Annotated in this window: 21 protein-coding genes; 3 read left to right on the plus strand and 18 right to left on the minus strand. The window is 32.7% G+C overall.

What is annotated here, in order from left to right; all coding sequences use genetic code 11:
• Positions 1-7 precede the first annotated feature (7 nt).
• From ACQVD9_RS10605 to ACQVD9_RS10660, 12 genes are all read right to left on the minus strand, one after another.
• Positions 8-793, minus strand: coding sequence for a TIGR03759 family integrating conjugative element protein (locus ACQVD9_RS10605; protein WP_201095281.1), 786 nt, complete (start codon positions 791-793; stop codon positions 8-10).
• Positions 794-802: 9 nt separating this feature from the next.
• The gene (locus tag ACQVD9_RS10610; RefSeq protein WP_201095280.1) at positions 803-1,558 is read right to left on the minus strand and encodes a hypothetical protein; all 756 of its coding nucleotides are present in this window, start codon (positions 1,556-1,558) and stop codon (positions 803-805) included.
• Positions 1,555-2,226: a PFGI-1 class ICE element type IV pilus protein PilL2 gene (gene pilL2, locus ACQVD9_RS10615; RefSeq protein ID WP_201095279.1), complete on the minus strand. Its 672-nt coding sequence runs from the start codon at positions 2,224-2,226 to the stop codon at positions 1,555-1,557. The genes ACQVD9_RS10610 and pilL2 overlap by 4 nt, the downstream gene beginning before the upstream one ends.
• 113 nt (positions 2,227-2,339) lie before the next feature.
• Positions 2,340-4,247, minus strand: a complete 1,908-nt coding sequence (locus tag ACQVD9_RS10620; RefSeq protein ID WP_201095278.1) for a PcfJ domain-containing protein — start codon at positions 4,245-4,247, stop codon at positions 2,340-2,342.
• A 118-nt stretch (positions 4,248-4,365) separates the two neighbouring features.
• Entirely contained in the window at positions 4,366-4,740 is a 375-nt protein-coding gene (locus tag ACQVD9_RS10625) for a DUF7673 family protein (RefSeq protein ID WP_201095277.1), read from the minus strand.
• The gene (locus tag ACQVD9_RS10630) at positions 4,737-5,051 is read right to left on the minus strand and encodes a hypothetical protein (RefSeq protein WP_201095276.1); all 315 of its coding nucleotides are present in this window, start codon (positions 5,049-5,051) and stop codon (positions 4,737-4,739) included. Before ACQVD9_RS10630 ends, ACQVD9_RS10625 begins: the two co-directional genes overlap by 4 nt.
• Positions 5,052-5,148: 97 nt before the next feature.
• Positions 5,149-5,733, minus strand: coding sequence for a hypothetical protein (locus ACQVD9_RS10635; RefSeq protein ID WP_201095274.1), 585 nt, complete (start codon positions 5,731-5,733; stop codon positions 5,149-5,151).
• 100 nt (positions 5,734-5,833) lie between these two features.
• Positions 5,834-6,370: a hypothetical protein gene (locus tag ACQVD9_RS10640; protein ID WP_201095272.1), complete on the minus strand. Its 537-nt coding sequence runs from the start codon at positions 6,368-6,370 to the stop codon at positions 5,834-5,836.
• 83 nt (positions 6,371-6,453) lie between these two features.
• Positions 6,454-6,951, minus strand: a complete 498-nt coding sequence (locus ACQVD9_RS10645; protein ID WP_201095270.1) for a hypothetical protein — start codon at positions 6,949-6,951, stop codon at positions 6,454-6,456.
• 70 nt (positions 6,952-7,021) lie between these two features.
• Positions 7,022-7,489: a hypothetical protein gene (locus ACQVD9_RS10650; protein ID WP_201095268.1), complete on the minus strand. Its 468-nt coding sequence runs from the start codon at positions 7,487-7,489 to the stop codon at positions 7,022-7,024.
• A 130-nt stretch (positions 7,490-7,619) separates the two neighbouring features.
• On the minus strand, positions 7,620-8,189 hold the full coding sequence (locus tag ACQVD9_RS10655) for a DUF3577 domain-containing protein (RefSeq protein WP_236254057.1): 570 nt from the start codon (positions 8,187-8,189) through the stop codon (positions 7,620-7,622).
• Between the two features lie 153 nt (positions 8,190-8,342).
• On the minus strand, positions 8,343-8,600 hold the full coding sequence (locus tag ACQVD9_RS10660; RefSeq protein ID WP_201095266.1) for a hypothetical protein: 258 nt from the start codon (positions 8,598-8,600) through the stop codon (positions 8,343-8,345).
• Between the two features lie 999 nt (positions 8,601-9,599).
• Between ACQVD9_RS10660 and ACQVD9_RS10665 the strand changes: the two genes are divergently transcribed.
• From ACQVD9_RS10665 to ACQVD9_RS10675, 3 genes are all read left to right on the plus strand, one after another.
• Complete coding sequence (locus tag ACQVD9_RS10665; protein WP_201095265.1) at positions 9,600-10,061, plus strand: hypothetical protein; 462 nt, start codon at positions 9,600-9,602, stop codon at positions 10,059-10,061.
• A gap of 37 nt (positions 10,062-10,098) precedes the next feature.
• The gene (locus tag ACQVD9_RS10670; RefSeq protein ID WP_201095264.1) at positions 10,099-10,353 is read left to right on the plus strand and encodes a hypothetical protein; all 255 of its coding nucleotides are present in this window, start codon (positions 10,099-10,101) and stop codon (positions 10,351-10,353) included.
• Positions 10,354-10,447: 94 nt separating this feature from the next.
• A complete protein-coding gene (locus ACQVD9_RS10675) occupies positions 10,448-11,206 on the plus strand; it encodes a tetratricopeptide repeat protein (RefSeq protein ID WP_201095263.1) in 759 nt (252 codons plus the stop codon).
• Positions 11,207-11,279: 73 nt separating this feature from the next.
• Here the strand turns inward: ACQVD9_RS10675 and ACQVD9_RS10680 are convergent, their stop codons facing one another.
• From ACQVD9_RS10680 to ACQVD9_RS10705, 6 genes are all read right to left on the minus strand, one after another.
• Positions 11,280-13,307: a DNA topoisomerase III gene (locus tag ACQVD9_RS10680; RefSeq protein WP_201095262.1), complete on the minus strand. Its 2,028-nt coding sequence runs from the start codon at positions 13,305-13,307 to the stop codon at positions 11,280-11,282.
• 138 nt (positions 13,308-13,445) lie between these two features.
• Positions 13,446-13,715, minus strand: coding sequence for a hypothetical protein (locus ACQVD9_RS10685; protein ID WP_201095261.1), 270 nt, complete (start codon positions 13,713-13,715; stop codon positions 13,446-13,448).
• Between the two features lie 9 nt (positions 13,716-13,724).
• Positions 13,725-13,934, minus strand: a complete 210-nt coding sequence (locus ACQVD9_RS10690) for a hypothetical protein (RefSeq protein ID WP_201095259.1) — start codon at positions 13,932-13,934, stop codon at positions 13,725-13,727.
• A 37-nt stretch (positions 13,935-13,971) separates the two neighbouring features.
• Entirely contained in the window at positions 13,972-14,277 is a 306-nt protein-coding gene (locus ACQVD9_RS10695) for a hypothetical protein (protein WP_201095258.1), read from the minus strand.
• A 127-nt stretch (positions 14,278-14,404) separates the two neighbouring features.
• Positions 14,405-14,872 (minus strand): single stranded DNA-binding domain-containing protein, encoded by a 468-nt coding sequence (locus tag ACQVD9_RS10700; RefSeq protein WP_201095257.1) that lies wholly within the window; start codon positions 14,870-14,872, stop codon positions 14,405-14,407.
• A gap of 70 nt (positions 14,873-14,942) precedes the next feature.
• Entirely contained in the window at positions 14,943-15,458 is a 516-nt protein-coding gene (locus ACQVD9_RS10705; protein WP_201095256.1) for a DUF3158 family protein, read from the minus strand.
• Positions 15,459-15,463 lie beyond the last annotated feature (5 nt).

Raw genomic sequence — 15,463 nt, forward strand, 5'->3', positions numbered from 1 at the left:
TAAATTTTTAATTTTGACGAACCAATTGCCCATTAGCCTGAAGATAGGTAATAGGCAATTTGTCCGTTTCCCTCCCTACTTGTTTCCAAAGCTTTTCTCCATGATTCAAGGTAATTTGTTTACGATGAACAAGCTGTGGTTGGATACCAACTTTATTGGCCCACTTTCTGATTACATCGTCTTTGTTATTGCTATCGACCATGTATATATCAAAACCAGTACCTGCTTTTTGCAATGTTTTAACTTTTGCTTCACAGGGCTTACAGTCTTGTTTAACAAATACTGTTAAACGATTACTGGTAGCTGTACTAGTACTCATTAAAGGTTTAGTTGTTCCCATGCCTTGTACAGGTAGCATATTGGGATAAAGACGTTTAAAGGCTGCGTTATAAGCGCGTTGATAAGCTAGCTCTCGCTCAACTCTGGCTACTTCCATTTTTACTTGAGTTTCTGCATAACGTTGACGTTCCTCATCTGTTTCAGCTTCCATACCTAATGCGGTTAATGGATCAAGATTAGGACTCCAGTATCCCCTAGGACCTTTCTTAATTGCCTCAAACTTTTCCCATTCTTGTTCAGTAAGTGACCATTGGGCTGCTTGTTCTGCATATTGTTGTTTAAGGCTATTGGTAATTTGCGACTGAGTTTGCTTAGTCTCAGCGTGAGTCTGTCCTTGCAGTTGTTGTTGATTAAGAAAACTAAAACTTTCTTTATCACTAGTTACAGATAGTTGTGCTGAAGCTGTCAGTGAAACGGTTAATAAACAATAAGCTAGTAAATAGTTATATTTCATGATTATCCCCTAACGAATACTGATGACTTGTTGACGACCACCTACATTAAAAACTGCGGCATTGGTACGAATTGTTTTTAATTGCCAACCACGATAGCTATCACCTTCACGTAATAGTGAAATTTGGTTGAGTTTTGCTGAAGAAGAAGGAGCTACTGCCACAAATAGCTGTCCACCCCTAGATTCAATACCAACGATGGCAAAATTTGGTTTTAATGGCCTTACTACAGTTTTAGCAGTGGTTGTAGTGGCGTTGCCAGTATTTGTTGTTTGGTTGTTTACAACACTGGTTATATTTTGCTTATTGAGTTCGTAAATCTTTTGATTAACACTGCTTATCTGAAATTGTAGTGTGGTAATTTGAGTTTGTAGGTTAGCTATATCATCTTTTGAAGGTGAATCTTCAGTTGCTTGGCTTTGTTTTAAATATTGGTCTAATTGGAACTGCTGTACTTCTTCTAACCTACGGTTGAGACTAGCTATTGTGTCTTTAATTTTATCATTGGTAGTAATAATTTTAGTGAGTTCATTTTTAAAATGCTCTACACGCTCCTTACTGGTAATAACTTGGTTATTTAATGATTCAATTTCTGTCTCATACTTTGTTATTTGTGTTTTTAAACTATTTATAGCTGAATTATCAGAAATGTTCATTAAAATAAACAGAGTAAGAAACAAAATAGCGAATACAGCCGAACTAATTAAACAAATCTGCTTAAATGTAAGGCCTCTAAATGATTTCTTGATTTTTTCTGAATTAATCATTTGTTGTTATCCCCTTCTTTTTGCTCTGCTACAGGTTTGTTGTTTTTATTTTTTAATGTGGACTGTGTAGCTAAGTAAGCATCGTTAGCAGCGATTTGTTTAATGCTAGATGTAGCTTCTGGTAATTTGTAATCTTCCCTAACATCAAAACAAACCTTACGGTTAACTTCATCAACATTCACTTGGAAAGCAGGACCTGCTAAAACTTGTAAAGCATTTCTTAAGGTAATAGGACCAAGCTTGTAATGTGCAGCAGGTAAGTTTCTTGAGTAGAGAGTACGAATTTCTTTACTCGTACTAGATGGGCAAAGGTTATATCCTGATCTTTGCATAACATAATCCATCGCATCCATCACAGTTGGATTAGTAATAGTTATGGGAATATTGGTAGTAATAATTTGTGCCATCAAATCTTGTTGTTCTGCTGTAGGCTTGGCACTGGCTAAATTATATCGACCATAGCGAATAATAGGTTCTGGTGTTGGTTCAGAACCTTGTGGATAAAGATCAGGGGCTAATGGCTCAGGATTACGAAAGCCACCATTTTGGTCATTATCTGTAATAATGATATTGGGTTGTTGTGTTGATTTTTGGGTTGTATCTTTACTTGAACAACCTGTTAGACTGATTAATAAGCCTAGTGAGATGATTACAATGCACTGTTTCATTCAGTTAACTCCATGATTGACATGTTTGAAATAAGTTAACTTTTACATAGCTGTTATTTTTTTTATGCGATTAAATAGAAATAGGCCAAAACCTATTATTCAAGGGTAAATTTTTATAAGATAATACCCTTTAACCAATGCCTTAATTCATCCGAAAGTTTATTACGAAAATAACGTAGTCCATCAATTTTATAACTTTCATCTGGCCAGTCTAGGTTAATAATAGATGATGAAGTACTTAGATAATATTTGCTAAACCACCTATATGCCTCGTCAGCTTCTTTAGGGGTCTCTTTATTACCAAAGCCTCTAAATTGCCTACATTGTATTTCATCAATGTAACTATCACCCTGTTGAACAGTCTGAATATTAAACTCAGCAGTAGCTAATGATTTACCTTCTTTTCTAAAAGAAATAATCCGACAATATCCTTCAAAACAGGATGAAAAATAAGAGGCAACGCAATGTTTCATACTACGTCCCTCCTTCTCTAAAGCTTCTGGTGTTAATAATTCTGTGATAACCACTTTGTTGGGTGCTATTAGATTATTTTGGTTTAACATGGGTTGCCATGAATTACCCTGATTAAGGCCTGTTAGCTCCTGTGTCAATTTAGCCTGTAGCTTGGGCAATACTTTATGGTATTTAATTAGAATATTTTTTAATTGGATGTAGCTTAAATGACTTTCTAATTTATCTCTTAGTTCATAAAAGAGATTATCACCCCCTAAACGTGTAGTAGATAAATTACGTATCATTTCCATATAATCTTCTTTAGTTCTTTTATATTCATCAAACATCCCTTCATTCAGAGGGTTTTTGACTCCTTTGAAAAAACTAATCAAATCTGGACGTTTTGTTATAAATTCTTCATATTTCCAATATAATTTTCGCCATGCTTGCCACTCTTTTTTATTTTTTGGTTTTATATTACCCAGTTTAGTACCATCAAATAACCAATCATAGATATTATAATGAGTATAAGAAATGGCTCCTCCTAGATCATACACTCTCATTTTACCTATATAGCTAATCTCTTTAATTGAGGGTGTTCTAAAAAAGAAACTTAATACTTCATTTAAAGGTAGCTGTCTATCTGCTACTACTCCAAATAAGTTGAACAAATATTGTGGTTCACCTTTAATCTTGTAGGGTAACTTATAATCAATATAATCTTTTTCAATTAGATCAGGTTTCTTTATGTTATTTAATAGTTTCCAAGGGTAGTTATTGGTTTGTAAATAAAGTAAAAGTTCTTTTAATGGGTGTATATCTGTCACATCATGTAATACTAGCATAGGTACCAATACAGGTTGTGCCCTAATCAGTTGTTCTCGATAAGATGAGTTGCCTTCAGCAACCCAATTATACAACCGATAGGTAGGACACCTAACTGATCGTATAAGTTTTAAAATATTGGGGTTTAATGCTTGATTAAAAAGCTTTAACTTAAAGGCTGCCAAACGAAGAAAATAATAATTCTTACCTCTGATAAACCTCGTTGTATTAGTATGAAACTGATTCCATATCTCTTTATCAATATTGTATGCATTGTGATAATGCTTATCTACTACTTTAAAATACTTCTTAACAAGCAATGTGTAATAAATATATTTCGTATAGCTCGCTATATTTTCTCGAAATTTGTCAGTAAAGCTTGTACTAGGGATAAGCGGATCATAGTAGCAACCTTGCTCTATAACCATCTCTTTACATTGGGTTATATATCTTTTGGTTAATTTTTTAGGACTGGCTTTACGATAGGTATTAGCTACACCACGTATAAATTGACCATCGTAATATAAGAAATAATCAAAGAGACGTAATATAACTTCTGTATCACTAATCTGGTAAAACCAGAAGTAGTGTCTATTAGTTATGTCTAAGTAATCTTTAAGAAAGTTTTTTTCAAATTTATCAGGATTATCTGCACATTTTTTAAATCGTTCTTTCCATAGTAATGCATGTTCTATTTGGCTTGCAGAATATTTAGTTGAAAGTTTCTCGATCTCTATAGTCATATGCCACTCAGATAATTATTAGTGAATATAACTATGTTGCAAGCTATTATGAATTAATGATGCAGGTAAATAGAAACTGCTCTTTTTCTAATAAAAAAGGCATCCGAAGATGCCCTATTTATTTCTTAGTTATATAGAAAGGTCTTATTTTATGATGATTGGCTAGAGCTTGAAGCATATCTTCTGTCACACCTAAAAGCTGTGTCAGTGATTGGCTACTCGTACTTAGTAACTGAATTACTGTTAAACAGTCATCCAATAAGTCCTTTTCCATTGTTTTTAACTCTGTCATATCAAACTTATAGTAACTACCACCCCAAAAGTTTAGTAAAAATGATGCTATACGCTTATTTTGAGAAGTACTATTACGTGCTACAATCCATAATCTAATTAAAGCATTAAGCTGTTCTTCAGATGGATGTGTATTAGTACATAAAGCCTTAAGTTGATGACTAGATAAACAGATAGCAGGAGTTTGACGATCAGCAATCATTGTTTATTACCTTCCATAAACATTAATGAAGCAGTTGCAAAACCAAACTTTCTAGCTACTTCAAGAAATTTCTGAATATCTGTTTTTTTAATATAAGGTGAGCATATCACCTTGAACCTAACGTTTATCTTATTACCCTGATAGTAGTATGCAAAGTAATATCCCTTTTCTTTATGTTCATAAAGTCTAGGATTTGACATCTCTTTACATAACTCTAAAGATAAATCTACAAATCCTTGATCCTCTTCATCTTGTGTAGATACAATTTGATGACGACCAGGAGCTAAGGCTATAGCTGGAATTTCATACATGGTATTTCCCCAAAATTAACTTATAAAATGAAAAAATGGAGAAACACCAAGCCCAAGGGGAAAGTATTCCCCCATTGGGTTGATGATTAGCTAAGTATTATTGACTTTGCTTGATTGTATAGTTGCCAGATTTATCAATATCACAAACTAATAATGGTTGATTTAGTTTATTTAATACTTTTCTGACAACACCACTAAAACGAAAATGTGGTTCAAACCCTCTTAAATACAAAAATTCGTCACTCATTCTTGTAAAAGGATTTTGTTCTAATTCAAGAACCTTTTCATACAATGCATTTTCAGCTTCTTCTATACGTGGATCATTATTATTAGGTCCATCAGTGATTGGTAACATCCACTGAATATTACCATTCTCTAAGACAACACCTGATAAAAGCGTGACCCGTAGTAGTTCAATAACACCTTCAGAGATAGGTTTACCCCCTATATAAGTGAATAAACTTACCACTTTAGGTTTAATCATGTTTGACCTTAAGTCTGGTCGCAATATAACGGTATTTTCTGTTATTACAGGAAAATAAATACCTTTGAACTGATCTTGAAAATGATTAATTGCTTTTTCAATATCAGCGATTACATTTCCACCAAAACCTTCAAACTTATCAATAGTCTCAAATGCTTCAGCACAAATATGCATTGGTTTATTTGAATATACAGACATAATTTTTCTCCAATAATTAGCGAATTAATTACTAGAAAAACACTTTCCCAATAGAGAAAGTATTTCCCTATTGGGTTAGCCATTCTGATTTAAAAAAAGACTATTTTCTTAAAAGTGACCAATCATAATTACTTGTATCAATAATTGATTCTTCATAATTATCTAGTAGCACCCATTGTGTCCAATTAGTAGTTTCTAAAGCCACTCTTGCTTCATCATAAGTATCGAATTTTTCAATAGATTCACGCAATAATCGTACTCTATCTTTTATTCCAAACCCTCTAAAAAAGGTTACTGTACCTATAACAAAACCAGTGTCTATCTCTAAAATATTTAATTCATTCAACACTGAATAGTTATGAAATGTTAATAATCCATACTGTTTAAACAGCTTAGGATATTGAGTTAACGTCTCAGGTATTGCTAAGTAAAATATATCTATCGAGTCTATATTAAACTGCTTAAATATAGCTACATCATGCTTTATTTTTGCTTCAGCCCTTCTATTATCTGTTCGACTACAGAGCCTTTTATAGACCAATAATTTACGTAGCTTTTCCTCTAAACTTTGAGTTGTAGTTTCCTCATTACAAACCTTAATAGGTTGTTGGTTTTTTGAAATGTTTAAAACTGACATATTATTTCTCCAAATAAAAAAATAAGGAGAAATACTGTTCCTAGGGAAAGTATCTCCCCATAGGAAAGTTTTTTAATGAATGATTACTTGAGCTTAATAGTGCCACTACCCACCTTATTAATATCTAAATACAACATAGGTTGATTAAGATTTTTTAAGACTTCAGCAACACGTTCACTAAATTTATAAAAAATATCAAAACCTTGTAAATACAAAGCTTCATCAGTATTTTTTAAATCAGGATCTTTTTCAAGCTTTTGCATACTCCTAAATAGAGCATCTTCAGCCTCTTTAGTAACTGGAGGTATCATCCATTGGATGTCTCCTGTTTCTAAAATTTTACCTGAAACAACAGTAGCCTCTATTAATGAGGATACACCTGGCACAACTTTTGGTCCCTCTATAAATGCTACTAACTTTACTAACTTGGGTTGTATTACTTTGTTATCAATTAAATAAGAAAGCATAGATTTAACTTGATGTTGAGCGTAAGTTATACCACCTTCAATATCTGTTTTAACCTTTGCTCCAATAGTTTTAGATTTAACCCTACTTTCTTGAACAACAATTTTTAAAAACATGGTATTTCTCCAAAATAACAGGGAAATACCTTCCCAAGAGAAGAAATTTCCCTTGGGATTAAAGTAAGTGTTATATTTTACTATCAATAACAGTGTTCACATTGTTAATAAAATCGTCATATAACCCCTCTTTTTTTAAAGCTTCAATGTAGCCAAATTTTCTACATTTTCTGGCAAGAGCTTCAGCGGCATATGGAGCATCTTCTCCTGTGAAATAAGGTGAACACCTTATTGAAAAAGAAAAAACCTTTTTATACTGCCCCATGTAATATTGACCTACAAACCAAGCTCTTGTCTTTCTATCAAAATGCTTACTAGGTTTAGACATTTGTGAGCAAAAATCTTCACTTAACTCTACAAAACCTTGCTCCTTCTCAAATACACCTGTATTAATGACGATATGTCTACCTGGTGCTAAAGCTTTACTCTTACTAGGCAAAGGAAAACTACAACCTCTAATATCTGGACAAGTATCATATCGCTTACTCATATAGGTATTAAAAGCTTGCTGTACTTCTCTTCTTGTTAAATCAGTCATGGTCATTCTCCAATAAATAAAAAATTAAGTACTGGAGAAACACTATTTCCATAAGGGAAAGAATATTTCCCCAATGGGTTAAATTTATAATAAAAAGGCCTCAGAAGAGGCCTTGATTATTAATAGTTAATTAAAATGCTGCCATTTCTTCAGCTTCTTCTTGAGCAGGTTGCTCAGAAGGTGCTGGAGTTGTTGGAACATCATTTTGAAGTTGAGCTTGTTCTATTTGTTCAGCAGGAATATTATCTACTGGAACTTCTGGATCAGCTTCCTCTTTCTTAGGTGCTTGATAAACTGTTTCACCATCTTTTTTGATAGAAGATATACGAAGTAGTCTACCTTTGATATTTACACCAGTTTTACCTTTTTTATCGCCTGATTCATAAGTAAATGATTCAGGATAGATATCGCCAATAGTAAAGCCGATTAATAGCTTTGGTTCAGCCTTACCCTCTTTGATAGCTTCATCAACTGTCTTTTTAAGGCGTTTAACTAAACTTAACGCTTCTTCACCAGAAACACGACAGTCGATATAGGTATACTTAACGTTATCAGATGCACCTCTTAATACTGCAACAGTACAAGACCAAAATGGCTTACCACCATTTTCAGGTTTTACTTCACGAATACGGTTTACATAACCAAGACCAGTAGTGTGAACGTTGAAGTATTGAGTAGTTTGTTGAGTTTGATTAGTCATGATATTTCTCCAAATAGCTTGTAGAGTTCGATTACTCATAATATTTCTCAAAAAAAATTGGAGAAAGACTAATCCCAAAGGGAAAGTATTTCCCCAATTGGGTTCAAAAACAATTTTATAAAAAATTTTTAGTTCATTTTGCTGTTAACAGTGTTAACACGCTATAGCAAAACTTCCACTTTGTAAGCGAGCTTTTTCAAGTTCATAAAGCTTACTTATTCCTAATGTATCTAATTGCTCAAGATCTCTGTGATTATTTTCAATCACATCCTTATAAGCCAAATTAACTACATCAGTTACAATCATTTCTTGAAACTTTAATACTGTTTGTTTTGACTCAGGATCGCTTGATCTAGTCAATAACTTAACAATATTTGATTTCAATTTAATTTCATTCACTAAATCTGCCATTTGTCTCTCCAATATAAAACTTAAATAAAATAAATAAAGGAGAAACATGAATTCCTTTATGAGGAAAAAAGTTTCCCCATTCGGTATTCTTTAATGGAATTTCAATGAAATAACTTATACACATTTCATGCAATAAGCTAAATAGAATTTGTAGAAAAGAAGCACACATTACTCAGTTTAGTAATCGTCGATGCTACCGTGCGCTTTTATCGACTTTATGTGACCATACAACTACGTTGTACTGAACCTTGAAGATCGATGGTTCACTGGGCAGGTTTTGTTAGCAACGCTAACAATCCATGCCTAATATTTATATCTATAAAAAAACACTTGTCAAGCATTTTTTTAAAATAATTTGAAAGACTGTGCTAATTAAAGCCTGTAGCCTTGATATAAAATAGATTGGCAATTCAAGTTTGTAAAGTAATTAACCAATTTTCAGAAAAAAGCTACAAAGTATGTTTACATGATTAGCTCAAATAAACCAAATAATCCCTCGTCAATCATTATCCAGTTATCATCGCTGTCAGTATTTTCAACCATTGATCCTATGTGTAGCTGATCAATTATCTGGACCTAGTATCCAGCTGGCACCTCAATTGGCACAAAAGGTTCCTAAATGTTTATCCAGTTAGGCCTGGATCTGAATAGCATCCAAGTGGATGCTTTAAAAACTCTCAATAAAAATTTTTAAAGCATCCACCTAGATAATATTTATAATAAATATAAATCAAAGAATAAATGGGTATTAACCAAAATACCCTCAGAGAATAAAGCTTCAATCCTTAAACTACATTTAAGCACCGACCGACCCACCTGAAGCTTTTTCGGTCTTAGGTTTGAACTAATAACCGACACGAGCCATCGATAAAGTTATCAGTTCAGGGGTACTACTAAATGACGTTAGTAGTCAACGTGGTTAACATGTTTATTATGTTAAAATAATATTTAACTGACAAGTCTTATTTCAATAAACTCAATAAATAGGGATTTTTTATTATGAAAACAGTTATTGCGCTCACTGGTCTTAATTTTAGAGGTAAATCAAAAACACTTTTACAATTGGTTAAACTACTAGATCCAAACTATGACATAGATAAAGCAGAAAAGTATCAGGCTAATGATTATGATAGAAAAATGGTTATTAATAATTATCATGGTTTAAATATAGGTATAGCTACATGTGGTGATCATACTGATTTCATCAGAGAAAACTTTGCTTACTGCATTAAACATAAATGTGACATTTGTATTATATCTGTTCGATTAGGCCAAAATTATGGTGAACAAAGAGTTGCCCTAGCAAAACAAGAAGCATTAAATAATTCGGCTCATTTTGTACAAATTATGAAAATCAAATTAACTGAAGATGAACAAGAGCAGCTAGAAAAAAATCAAGAAATGGCTGAAATGCTCAAAGGACTTGTAGATTATTATGTAAAAAAGAATATGGATAAGTAATTTTTGCTGTTAACACTGTTAACAGGGGATAGACTCAATGACTAATATAACTTTTAAATGTAACAAGTGTAATACTGAAGGAACCGAAGATCTTAACGATTGGGAGTTTGACCAAGATTTTGATTCTGACTGTGACATGGGACCTAGTATTAATTATTGGGTCTCAATAGATACAAAGTGTCCTAAATGTGGTAACTCAATTAATATAACCTTAATACAAACAGAGTATCCTATAGGTGCTGATGGAGAACTTGAGGTTGATTCTTCTACTGGCTGTTATGATATTAAATAGTTTTTTCTTACTCTTTTTTTGTTAACACTGTTAACATACCTTTAATACAACTGTTTTATGACTAAATAAATACTTTAAAAAACCAAGGTATTCTATGAAAACTATATTTATTAAACTATTAAATTTCCTTTTAGCTAGTTTAATAGTTGTTTGTTTTAGTTCTATTAGTTATGGAAATGATGATCAATCTATTGATGAGATTATGATTAAGGCTGAAAGTCATTTTAAACAAAAAGATTATCAGCAAGCTTTACCTTGGTATCTTAAGGCAGCAGATAAAGGAAATAGTAAAGCTATGGCTCATGTTGGTCTTGTCTATTATTTTCAGAAAGATTATCAACAAGCTATGCAATGGTTTTTAAAAGCTAATGATAACGGATATACAGAGGCCATCAATTATATTGCTTATTTGTATAAAGAAGGTTATGGAGTAACACAAGATTACGATCAAGCTATGCAATGGTATCTAAAAGGTGTAGACAAAGAAAATAGCACAGCTATGTATAATATTGGTTATATGTATTCTCAAGGTGAAGGTGTCAAACATAGTAGTGAACAAGCTTTGGCATGGTATAAAAAGGCTATTGATAAAGGTAATATTCAAGCCATATATAATATGGGTTCCCTATATGAGTGGGGAATATATGTTAAACAGGATTATGAACTAGCTATAGTATGGTATAAAAAAGCTGCTGAAAAAGGTAATATGTATGCAATGGCTAATATTGCTTATATTTATGAAAAGAAACTAAACGACCTAGATAGTGCAATATACTGGTATAAAAAAGCTCTTGATAACGGTTACCTAATGGCAACTCTCGATTTAAAAAGATTACAAGAGAGTGCCCCTTAATAGTGTTTGATTAATTTATCTAATCTCTTTTTTGTTAACACTGTTAACAGTGTTAACAAAAGTTATTAGTTGTTTATTCTTGTTTTTTATATTTCTTCTTTCGGGTTTTAGGAAATATAACACCATCACATTTAGGATAATCAGGACATCCCCAAAATGTAGTGGTTTTTCCCTTACGTTTTATGGTAGGTTTGCCACATTTAGGGCAAGGATCACCAGTTGCTATAGGTTGTTGCTTAATCTCAATGGTAGTATTCCCATACTTCTGAACCATGCTAGCTAACCACTGTGACTGCTTATGCAAAAAGGCATCTATTGATATTTCCCCCTGCTCTATCATATCTAGTGCTTGCTCCCATATACCTGTAGTACCAGGATTAGATATAACATCTGGTACAGTCTTTATAATAGAATGCCCTACTTCTGTGGCAATTAATTTACCTCGTTTTTTAGTAATTAGCTTTTTGTCTTTAAGCTTTTTAATAATATTTGCTCTAGTCGCCTGTGTTCCAATACCTGTCGTTTCTCTTAGCTTTTGTTTGATTTTAGGATCATCAATTAATTTAGCAACAGATTTCATAGCTACTACTAACGTACCTTCATTGTATAAGGGTGGTGCAGTGGTTTGCTTAGAGTGACAATCCACTTGATTAATCTGACATGTCATATTTTGCTGAAGAGGTGGTAGTATTTGTGTTTGATTTTTAGCTTCAGATGGCTCTGTACTCTCTTCTGTTTCAGTATTATCATCATCTATATCTCCTGATAATAAAGCTTTCCAACCATTAACTATTATTTTCTTACCTATTGCTACCAGTGTTTGCCCTTTGCAGTCCAGTAATACTGTTGTATGGTCATATTCATGTAGTGGTAAGAACTGGGCAAGGTAATTAGCTCTAATTAATTTGTAGACTTGTAGTTCTTTTTCCGTCATAGCTGAAAGATCAACGATTTCATCCGTAGGAATAATGCCATGATGTGAATGTTTATCCACTTGTTTATCATTCCATGATTTAGATTTAATGGTGGTATCTAATTTTGTGAGTAGATTACTGATACTAGGATCTGTTTTGGCTAATGTGTTAAATATAACAGGTGCTTCAGCAAACATACTAGTCGGTAAATAACCACATTCTGTTCTTGGATAAGAAGTTGCTTTATGTTTCTCATACAGTGATTGGGCAATATTAAGGGTTTCCTCCACATCAAAACCGTATTTGTTACAACACATCAGTTGTAGTCCTGCCAAATCAAAAGGTAATGGATGATTAGTATTTTTACGCTCTGTAGTAATTGAGGTAACAGTGGCCTGTCCTGTGGTTTGAAAAAGTTTAGTTGCTTGGATAGCTGCTTCTTGTTTAATACAACGCCCTACTTCATCTGTAAATTGTTTAGGCACATCCCATGCAGCCTTAAAAGACTGTCCCTGACTGGTGAGTTTAATCGTTATCAACCAATAGGGAATTGGAACAAAATTAGTATTAGCTAGCTCTCTATCAACCACTAACTTTAAAGTAGGAGTTTGTACTCTGCCTACTGGTATAAAGCCTTTATATCCATTTTGTTGTGCTAAAATTGTAAATAAGCAAGTAAGATTACATCCTACAAGCCAATCTGCTTTACTACGAGCTAAAGCAGATAGATATAATGGATAGGTTTTTTGACCATCTTGCATTTCATTCCAAGCTTTTTTAATCGCTGTAGCATTTAAAGCACTGTACCAAAGTCTTTTAACAGGCCCCTTGTAACCACACAATACCATAACTTCACGCGCAATTAACTCACCTTCCCTATCTGCATCAGTACCTATAATGACTTCAGTTGCTTGTTTTAGTAACTGTTTAATAATCTTAAACTGTCCAGATTTTTTTGGTGTTACGTTATATTTCCATTGATTCGGAATAAAGGGAAGCCAATCTAACGCCCATTTTTTATATTTCTCATCATAATCTGAGGCCTGAGCCAGTTCCAAAATATGACCTATACACCAAGTTACAGTTATACCATTTCCTTCAATATAGCCATTTTTCGACTGGGTAATACCTAACGTTTTAGCGACTATTTTTCCCTGATCAGGTTTTTCACATAAGATAAGTTGCATAATCTACTCCTATTATTAAAATAAGAATAGAATCACCTAATTCTAGTTAGGTAGACTATAGTTAATAGGAAATTGGATTAATTCATTTAGATTTTTACTTACATTATCTGTTAACACTGTTAACAAAATTGCTTACTACTATTTTTTACGACTCATTGATAAATAATTATTAAAGTCAGCTTCATTTTGTAATACCACTTGTGTTGCCACAGCTAAAGCATCCACTATTGCCTCATCCTCACAACTATAATCACACTTTTCCATAATAGTTTTAATATGCTCTACTGAATAGTTATAGAGGTGTATTCGTTTTTCTTTACCACCTAATCGTTGGTGTAATTCTTTTTCACGAAGCCTCTTAGCTTTCATACGCTCGGCAGGTGTTATTGGTTGTTTATCTTTTTTCATAACTTATATTCAATCATCTGTGTAACTTGCAGTTAATTTTGCAAATAACAGAACAGCTGTAGATGGTATACTGAGTTCAATAATATCTTTAATACAAATATTTCCCCATGCTATATAAAAATACATAAACCAAATAAACCCAACTATTAACCCAAATAAAGTCATTGTGTCACTAAAAGGCCATTTTTTATTTGCTACGATTTTCAATTTATTCCACATACTTATCTCCAAAAATCATTAAAAGTAACGCGTTACTTTATTTACTTTTGTTTTTTAAGATATTCAACAGCATTTTTAACTCATTTATATATTGTTTAATATCTTTCAAAGATACTACGCATGATGAGTCATCACAGTTTTCCTTAATGCGCTTTGTGGGCTTTAAAGTAACTTTAACAGGCATATGATAGTTTGAGCTTTCTACATAAGCGTCCATATCTTCTGAGCCACTAGAATAAGATGTAATCCCATAAGATATTAAGAAATCACCTCTTTTACTTATTTCTTCATGCAAAACAATTATTTCTTGTTTTAGTTTGATGGGTATTTTGATCCAAGGCATTTATTAACTTTCCTTTATGTAGTTATTATTTATTCTTCTTGTTAACACTGTTAACAAAACTCAAAAAAGAGAACCTACATGTTCAATAGATTCTCTTATTACAATTACCATCACCCTACAATAAAAATTAAAAAGCTTCTTCCTGTTCTAAATTACTATCTTCAAACGACTTTTGTTCAGAAGTAGATTGATTGACAGCAGCACTATTATTATCTTTCATAGTCACAGACTCTAAACGTTGTAAGCAGATACTTACACCACTTCTAAAAGTACGTACTTTCATAATAACTTTCTTTTCACCAGTTTCTTTGGCTTCAAATTCTTCCCGAACCAGAACACCATCAACTTTAATTCGCATTCCTTTTTTAAAAATCTTAGTAATTAACAGGCTAGCTTCATCAGGATCTTTTACCCAAAACTCCACAGGTGCCCAAAATCCACCTTGATCTTCTAACTCATCTGTTTTTTTATTTCTGACTAAATTATCAAAATGGGTATTTAAAGATATTACTGTTTGCGGTGTTTCATTACCATTGGCTACCGTTCTATTATTAATACTTCCAATATTACCTTCACCTAAAAATACTGTTGACATACTTTAACCCTCTAAATTTAATTTTGTGTTAACACTGTTAACAAACCTGTATTGAATTAATAAAATGTATTTACCTTTTAAATTGTTCTGTAGATTTCTTTAAAACCATTGTTACTTTATCTAAGTTTTGCAAATGCTCCTTATGCTGTTTGCTTAATATTGATAAATAGCTCATATGCTTATTAAGCTCTAATCGAGCAATCTCAAAATACGCTAAATCATTTAACCACTTTAAGGATTGCTCATTTCTTACAGGTGGATTTAACATAGCGTTTTCCCATATATGTACCCCCATTAATGTGAAATCACTATTTCTCCATCTAAGATAGGAATTATCACCTGCTGAATTTTGTATTCTCATTCTCAAATCGAATAATGTATAAGGGGGTTGATTAACTATTACGAGAAGCTCCTCCATTAGTCGAAAAATTTTAGGTTTTAAGTATTTAGCATGACTGATTAACAATGCTGAGTCCTCATGCTCCCCCTTACCCTTTAAAAGGCCTTTTAGGGAGGCAATTTGTTCAGCCGAACTGGAGACAATTTGTTCAGCTAGTTTGTAAGCACTTTGTTCAGAGTTCTGCATTCTTT

It is taken from the genome of Entomomonas sp. E7T21, from assembly GCF_058693955.1.

Bases quoted from the DNA above. Each gene is read 5' to 3' on its own strand.
- ACQVD9_RS10665 (WP_201095265.1), top strand. From the start codon at position 9,600: ATGAAAACAGTTATTGCGCTCACTGGTCTTAATTTTAGAGGTAAATCA.
- ACQVD9_RS10660 (WP_201095266.1), bottom strand. From the start codon at position 8,600: ATGGCAGATTTAGTGAATGAAATTAAATTGAAATCAAATATTGTTAAG.
- ACQVD9_RS10700 (WP_201095257.1), bottom strand. From the start codon at position 14,872: ATGTCAACAGTATTTTTAGGTGAAGGTAATATTGGAAGTATTAATAAT.
- ACQVD9_RS10630 (WP_201095276.1), bottom strand. From the start codon at position 5,051: ATGTATGAAATTCCAGCTATAGCCTTAGCTCCTGGTCGTCATCAAATT.
- ACQVD9_RS10705 (WP_201095256.1), bottom strand. From the start codon at position 15,458: ATGCAGAACTCTGAACAAAGTGCTTACAAACTAGCTGAACAAATTGTC.
- ACQVD9_RS10625 (WP_201095277.1), bottom strand. From the start codon at position 4,740: ATGATTGCTGATCGTCAAACTCCTGCTATCTGTTTATCTAGTCATCAA.
- pilL2 (WP_201095279.1), bottom strand. From the start codon at position 2,226: ATGAAACAGTGCATTGTAATCATCTCACTAGGCTTATTAATCAGTCTA.
- ACQVD9_RS10610 (WP_201095280.1), bottom strand. From the start codon at position 1,558: ATGATTAATTCAGAAAAAATCAAGAAATCATTTAGAGGCCTTACATTT.
- ACQVD9_RS10675 (WP_201095263.1), top strand. From the start codon at position 10,448: ATGAAAACTATATTTATTAAACTATTAAATTTCCTTTTAGCTAGTTTA.
- ACQVD9_RS10640 (WP_201095272.1), bottom strand. From the start codon at position 6,370: ATGTCAGTTTTAAACATTTCAAAAAACCAACAACCTATTAAGGTTTGT.
- ACQVD9_RS10620 (WP_201095278.1), bottom strand. From the start codon at position 4,247: ATGACTATAGAGATCGAGAAACTTTCAACTAAATATTCTGCAAGCCAA.
- ACQVD9_RS10695 (WP_201095258.1), bottom strand. From the start codon at position 14,277: ATGCCTTGGATCAAAATACCCATCAAACTAAAACAAGAAATAATTGTT.
- ACQVD9_RS10650 (WP_201095268.1), bottom strand. From the start codon at position 7,489: ATGACTGATTTAACAAGAAGAGAAGTACAGCAAGCTTTTAATACCTAT.
- ACQVD9_RS10670 (WP_201095264.1), top strand. From the start codon at position 10,099: ATGACTAATATAACTTTTAAATGTAACAAGTGTAATACTGAAGGAACC.
- ACQVD9_RS10690 (WP_201095259.1), bottom strand. From the start codon at position 13,934: ATGTGGAATAAATTGAAAATCGTAGCAAATAAAAAATGGCCTTTTAGT.
- ACQVD9_RS10680 (WP_201095262.1), bottom strand. From the start codon at position 13,307: ATGCAACTTATCTTATGTGAAAAACCTGATCAGGGAAAAATAGTCGCT.
- ACQVD9_RS10605 (WP_201095281.1), bottom strand. From the start codon at position 793: ATGAAATATAACTATTTACTAGCTTATTGTTTATTAACCGTTTCACTG.
- ACQVD9_RS10655 (WP_236254057.1), bottom strand. From the start codon at position 8,189: ATGACTAATCAAACTCAACAAACTACTCAATACTTCAACGTTCACACT.
- ACQVD9_RS10685 (WP_201095261.1), bottom strand. From the start codon at position 13,715: ATGAAAAAAGATAAACAACCAATAACACCTGCCGAGCGTATGAAAGCT.
- ACQVD9_RS10645 (WP_201095270.1), bottom strand. From the start codon at position 6,951: ATGTTTTTAAAAATTGTTGTTCAAGAAAGTAGGGTTAAATCTAAAACT.
- ACQVD9_RS10635 (WP_201095274.1), bottom strand. From the start codon at position 5,733: ATGTCTGTATATTCAAATAAACCAATGCATATTTGTGCTGAAGCATTT.